The organism is uncultured Treponema sp., from assembly GCF_946187725.1.
GTDB lineage: Bacteria > Spirochaetota > Spirochaetia > Treponematales > Treponemataceae > Treponema_D.
This window is the reverse complement of sequence record NZ_CAMHSK010000067.1, coordinates 1-6,152: the sequence shown is the minus strand read 5'-3', so window position 1 is coordinate 6,152 and position 6,152 is coordinate 1. Positions and strand designations below refer to the sequence as shown.

Here is a 6,152-nt window from a genome sequence, read left to right as displayed (position 1 = left end):
GTGTTTGAATGGATGGACGAATGGTGGAAACGCTACCAGAACAAAAATCTTGATGAGCACGATGACGCTTCATGGTCAAATGCAGGCTACGATGTTGACTATGCAGACGGACGCAACAACATGAGCGAAGAATGGTTCGGTCTGTGCGCACAAAGCAAGGTCAAACAAAACGGAATCAACATGCGCATACCGAGGGCAGCATATTACATGCTCAAAGATGCATGGACTCTAAACCTCTATGATTCGAGCATGGCTCAGGTAAGTCAGACTTTCGCAAATCTTCCATATTCAATGTATGTTGCACGAGGAAATGAAAAGACAATCAAACAGGCCCTCAACGAGCATGATTTTGTCAGAATCTCTCAGCTAGATGCGAGCGTTCAGGCAACAACACCGATTTATGTTACAGGCCTCAAAGACGATTTGAGCAACAAGGAAAACTGGAAGCGCAATTCAAAATATCCTGATGCAAAAAGCGAAACGATTGAGCCAAAACTCAGCGCAGAAGCAACCCTCGGTCTTACAATCAAACCGTGGGAGAATTTCACAGGAGACATCACTTTCAAGGCATGGAACGCAGAACCTTACACAAATCTCGCTGACCATTGGGCAATGTATTACACAAAAGATGCTGATGCAACTGACGAAAATTTGAAGCACGCGGCTGTTTACTCAGCGGATTTCAATTACACCGGCGAAGCATTTGATGTTGCAGGATATTATCATGTCGGACATGCAAGTTTTGAAGGACACGGAGACCCATTTTCAATCAGCAAGGAAGCGTATGACATCATCGGTTATGACATGAACAACTCGGCTGCCCCGATTGCCCTTCAATTCAAGGGAAAAGGCCAGTTTGAAGGTCTTGAAGTAATCGGCGGTCCGGAAGTCTGGGGCTACTCAAAACCACAGATTCTTGCAAATTACTACAAATGGATTCCAAATGTCGGTTTCCTTGACGGAATCGTGCTCAACGCAACTTATGCAGAAGAATTCGGTTCGTCAACAAATGTAAGCTATGATCCTTACAATGGATTCGGACCAGGCAGAAAGGCATCTGTCTACACAGAACTCTTTTATGGTCCGTGGATTACGCTCAAACTCGCAGCACTTCATTCAGGTTCAGAAAAACTCGGTGCAGAGTATGTTAAAAAATCTGGTGGCAAAGACAAGATTAAAGCCATTGATACGCTCGGTGCATTCGGTCAACTTGGAACGAATATGTTCCAGCATACATACATCTATGTGAACGGTATCTATCGCGGACTTGTTGCAGAAACAAATCCTCAGGCAGTTCGTGGCAGTTTCTTCAATGCTGATTCAGGAAGCGGAAACCGAATTGAAGTTCAGGGCGGCGTAGATTTTGCTTACGGAAACTTTGTCGCAAAACCAATATTCCGTATGCGTATGCCGATTGAAGATGCGTGTGGCCGTGACTTGCTTTCAGGCTCACCGTTTATCGTTGGAATGGGAAACCGCCGTGCAATGGAAATCGAAGCAGTGTTCACTTATGACCCGGAAGGCGCAACCTGGTTCCACGAATGGAATTCAAGCGACATCGAGGGAGCAAATTTCGCAATCTCGCTCACAGGATTCTATCAGGCTTATGCTGACAAAACCGATAAACTTCCGTTCAAAAGCGATACAAAAACAAGCGGAACTAACAACGACGGAACCTCAATCAGAGACTTCGTATGGTATGACGGTGGTGCCCTGCCCTTGCAGTATAACCTCTGGACAGTTGGAACCCGTGTAGTAACAAATCCGATTCCGAATCTCCGCGTTGTTGGAAGCGTAACTGCCGGTCGGCTTGGCGCAACCACAGGAGCCTATGTCAGTGCAGGAACAAAAGAATTCATCAATTTTGTCCGCCTGAATCTTGCTGCCCGCTACGACAAATGGATGCTTTCAGGAAACATTGCCTTTAATGACTGGGGAACTGAAAACTGGTGGAGAAACTTCAACCAGACATTCCCGATGCAATACACCTTTGACCTTGCATACGGATTCAAAACACCAAGTTTCCTGGAAAAAACAAACCGAATCGGTGTAAGAGCAACTGGACGCACCTTCGACAAATACAGTTCAGACGCATACACTGCATTGCCGAAAGGCGCAAAAATTGACGGCGCTCACTACATGGAGCTTACGACCTACTTCAACATCGGACTATAAAAAATGGAGAAAATCATGAAAAAGAAACACATCTTAGCCTTTACAGTTCCATTGCTCAGTGCCGGAATTCTTGCACTGATGGGCGTATCCTGTGGATTTTTGCCAGAAGACGAGGAAAATGAAATTTTGGATAAATCAGGAATGAAACTCGTTTGGAGCGATGAATTTGATTATGAAGGAGTTCCAGACACCTCAAAATGGAAATATCAGACAGGAGCTGGCGGCTGGGGTAACAATGAACTTCAGAATTATACAGATAATTCTACCACCGCTGACACAGCTTCTGTTGCAAACGGATTGCTCACAATCAAAGCCTATTACAAGGACGGCCAATGGAAAAGCGCACGCATGAATTCAAAGGCAAGCTGGAAATACGGCTACATTGAAGCACGCGTAAAAATCACTGATAAAAAGGGTGCATGGCCTGCATTCTGGATGATGCCACAGGACAGCGTATATGGCGATTGGCCGAAAAGCGGTGAAATCGACATCATGGAAAATGCACCTGCTGTCTGCGGAAATCACCGAATTTTCAGTTCACTTCATGCAGAAGGACACGGCGGCGAAAATCCGGTCAGCATAGGCAGCAAAACATATGACGAGAATCTTTCAAATGAATGGCACACGATTGGCATCGAATGGAATGAAAGCAAAATTACCGCTTATTACGACGATGAAGCAACAGGTTCATATCAAAATGATGGAAGCACAAAAAACTGGCCTTATGACCAGAATTTCTACATCATTCTGAATCTTGCAATCGGCGGAAATTTGGGCGGTACGAGTGCGGCAACAGGTCTAAGAGATTCAGGCGCTGAATTCCAAATCGACTATGTACGCGTTTATCAATAAAAAAAGGAGATTGATATGAAAAAAGGAAGATTGATAAAAGCAATGCTTATGGCTTCGGCTTGCGTGTTCTTTGCAACAGGCTGTCAGAATGATGCGGAAGCAGATGACGGAACAAAAATCCGGGATTACAGCAAAATCGAAACTGGCTCAAACGACCCTGATTCTCCTGGAGAAAGTGGCGGTTCAGGCTGGCAGCTTTGCAAAAATCCAAAATACGACATTTTCGATATTCAGGTTTGGGGCGATGGAGCTGGAACCTTCGATTTTGAAAACAAAAGCGGCTATTCAACCTTTACTATTACAGAAAAAGGCGGCGGCTGGGTCGGCGGAGGATTAATCTCATCTGACACTTCAAAATCATTCGACTTCTCAAAAGTCTCTAAAATGACCTTTGAGATTCGCGGAAGCATCAGCAATAAAGCTCTTTGTATCGGCGTTCAGAACGACGGCGGTGCATCAGCAAAAATCTATCCGTCAAAGACAGCTTTATCACAGACAATCAGCAAGGATGAATGGACTACTGTAACTTTTGATGTTTCTGGTGCTAAATCAGACAAGATAATAAACGCGTTCATGATTATCGTTGCAGGTGATTGGGGCGGCTCATTTGATAAAAAAGACTACTTCGATATAAGAAACCTTGATTATCTTGATTCTGAAGGAAATTCGGTTACCCTCACCCTGAAATAAGCATCTGGCCGAAAATCAGGGCACGATTGCCGAAAAGATAGAACCTTTCTGAAAATCATCTACCTACCATTTTCAGAAAAGTGATGTAACAATACATATAAAAATGGAGAAACCCATTCAAAAGGAGTTAAAAAAGGAGGACATATGAAAAAACTTCTAAAAGCAATTTCTCTTGTTAGTACACTCTTGTTACTTTCAACCGGAACATTCTTTTCTTGCAGCAGCGATGATGATGACGACAACACGACCGAAACATCAAAACCTGCAGAACCACAAGAAGACAGCGGCAAAAATCAGGACAACAACAACGGTGGTAACAACAATAGCGGTAACGAAAACAACAACAATGGCGATAACAGTGGAAATGGAAATACCGGCAACAACGAAGGCGATAACGGAAACACCGGCGACGGCAACACCGGCAATGACACCCTCAAGCCAAGCGATTTAACATCATATCACAAAGCATACTTCTTCGGAGGCAGCGAAAGTGATACTAAAATTGAAGTAATCGATCAAGACGGATGGGGTTCAGGCTCTGTAAAAACAGACGGAGCAAACGGTTCTGTAAACATTACAGCAGGTTCTGGATGGGGCACACCAAGTGTTTCATGCCTCGCTTATGGCAACATTATTCCAGGCTATCTGGCCCGTTACACACACATTGTTTTGACAGCTGATTTAAAGGACTTTGAGCTTTCTACAGGTGAATCAGCAAATGACAATGCAAACATCAAGATTGCAAGCCCGGATGCGATGACAAAACTTACCGCATACGCAAATGCAAATACTGACGGAACAGTAACCTATATTCTGCCAGTTTCTGAGCTTAGTTCAGCAGCAACTGCAACACAGATTGCAATCATCTTCGGAGGCACAGGAACAGTAAAATTCACTGAATTCTATGTTGCTTCAAAAGATGCACCTGCCATTGACAAAACTGCCCTTTCATCGGCAATCAGTGCAGCAAACGAAATCGCTTCTGCAGCAGTTGTTGGTGAATCAGTCGGAAATTACACACAGGCAAGTCTTGATACATTCAATCTGGCAATTTCAACAGCAAAAGCCGTTTCAGACAAAGCAGATGCCACACAGACAGAAATCGATAATGCGCGCGCAACTTTGCTTGCCGCTGAAACAGAATTTGCAGCATCAGTTATCGTAGCATCAGATGCAGTTCCAAGTGCACTTGCCGCAATCGAAAACACACCGGCATATGTAGTATTCAGTTCAACAGTCGAAAGCAATACAGCAGTTACCGACTGGGCACAAGGCTGGGGCGGCTCTCCTACATGGAGTGACTACACCTTTACAGTAGACAATGCTTCAAAAACAGTAAAAAAATTGACTACAGGCGGATGGTTCGGTCTGTATGAATTCAAAGCAAACGGCGCAACAATTTCAACAGCTGCAAAAGGTAACAAACATATGTTCTTCCATATTGATTTGTATACAAAAGACGCAGTTGCAGTAAAACCAGTTGTTTCAGTTGGTGAAAGCGGAGCAGGAGAAAAAGAAGTTTCAACAGAAGCCGGCGAATACGGATGGAAAGCAATTGATGTTGATTTGACAAAACTCAACGCTTCAGAAAATGCATTCATGTTCCAGCTCGGATTTGGCCCGATGACCGATGTATATGTCGACAATATTTATCTGTATGAAAAAGAAATCGCTCCAGAAGCACCAGTCGTAACAACACTTCCAGTCCTTCAGCAGGGCAATAGTGCGACAAAGATTGAAGGAGCAGGCATCTGGATTTACCTTGACAACACAAACCTCGAAATCACAGGAGCAAATGCCGCCGACATTGTAAGCGCATCAACCATTACAGTCAAAGACCATGCAAGCGGCGATGCTGTAACAGTAAACTCATGGGAATTCAATGATTATGGCGATAGTCCAAAATCAGTCCGCCTGTTTGGCATCATGCAAGATGCAACACACACCACGATTGATGTTGACATTGCACTCAAAATAGGAGCAAACACATACACTGGAACAGTTAATTTTGTAGACGGTGAATTTAAGGCTGAATAATAAGTAAGCCGAATAACCATACCCCCTTGAATGAGGCAGGTTCAGGAGTCCAGAGCGATTCTTGAACCTGCCGATTTTTTTTGTCTGCGGCGGTGCTACAATCCTTAACGCAGATACAAAAAAAGGGGCTGTCCAAAAGACAGTGCCGTTCGCATTTATGCTAGAGCTTCATTATTTGTAAAGCTCAACAAGTTTCTGGAGATGTTCGAATCGTGCTTTAGCAGCCTGTTCGTTTGTCGTTCGCTACGCTCACTAACGAGTTTTCGTGCCGAAAACTCGCGTCACACTTTCTTTGCTTATACAAGCAATTTTCGTAGACGAACAACAAACTTGCATTGTGCCCGCTCTGGGAACTTGCGTGTAAGAGCAGAGTATCGTGTCTCGTTGTTGAGGAATGC

4 protein-coding genes are annotated in these 6,152 nt (G+C 44.1%); all 4 read left to right on the top strand.

Annotated features, from left to right (window positions below; translation table 11 throughout):
• A partial coding sequence (locus Q0Q74_RS13890; protein ID WP_294431831.1) for a hypothetical protein occupies window positions 1-2,175 on the top strand: 2,175 nt, incomplete at its 5' end.
• A gap of 15 nt (window positions 2,176-2,190) precedes the next feature.
• A complete protein-coding gene (locus tag Q0Q74_RS13885; protein WP_294431829.1) occupies window positions 2,191-3,027 on the top strand; it encodes a glycoside hydrolase family 16 protein in 837 nt (278 codons plus the stop codon).
• Window positions 3,028-3,042: 15 nt separating this feature from the next.
• On the top strand, window positions 3,043-3,717 hold the full coding sequence (locus tag Q0Q74_RS13880; protein ID WP_294431828.1) for a hypothetical protein: 675 nt from the start codon (window positions 3,043-3,045) through the stop codon (window positions 3,715-3,717).
• A 144-nt stretch (window positions 3,718-3,861) separates the two neighbouring features.
• A complete protein-coding gene (locus tag Q0Q74_RS13875; RefSeq protein WP_294431826.1) occupies window positions 3,862-5,754 on the top strand; it encodes a hypothetical protein in 1,893 nt (630 codons plus the stop codon).
• Window positions 5,755-6,152 lie beyond the last annotated feature (398 nt).

Bases quoted from the DNA above. Each gene is read 5' to 3' on its own strand.
- Q0Q74_RS13885 (WP_294431829.1), top strand. From the start codon at position 2,191: ATGAAAAAGAAACACATCTTAGCCTTTACAGTTCCATTGCTCAGTGCC.
- Q0Q74_RS13880 (WP_294431828.1), top strand. From the start codon at position 3,043: ATGAAAAAAGGAAGATTGATAAAAGCAATGCTTATGGCTTCGGCTTGC.
- Q0Q74_RS13875 (WP_294431826.1), top strand. From the start codon at position 3,862: ATGAAAAAACTTCTAAAAGCAATTTCTCTTGTTAGTACACTCTTGTTA.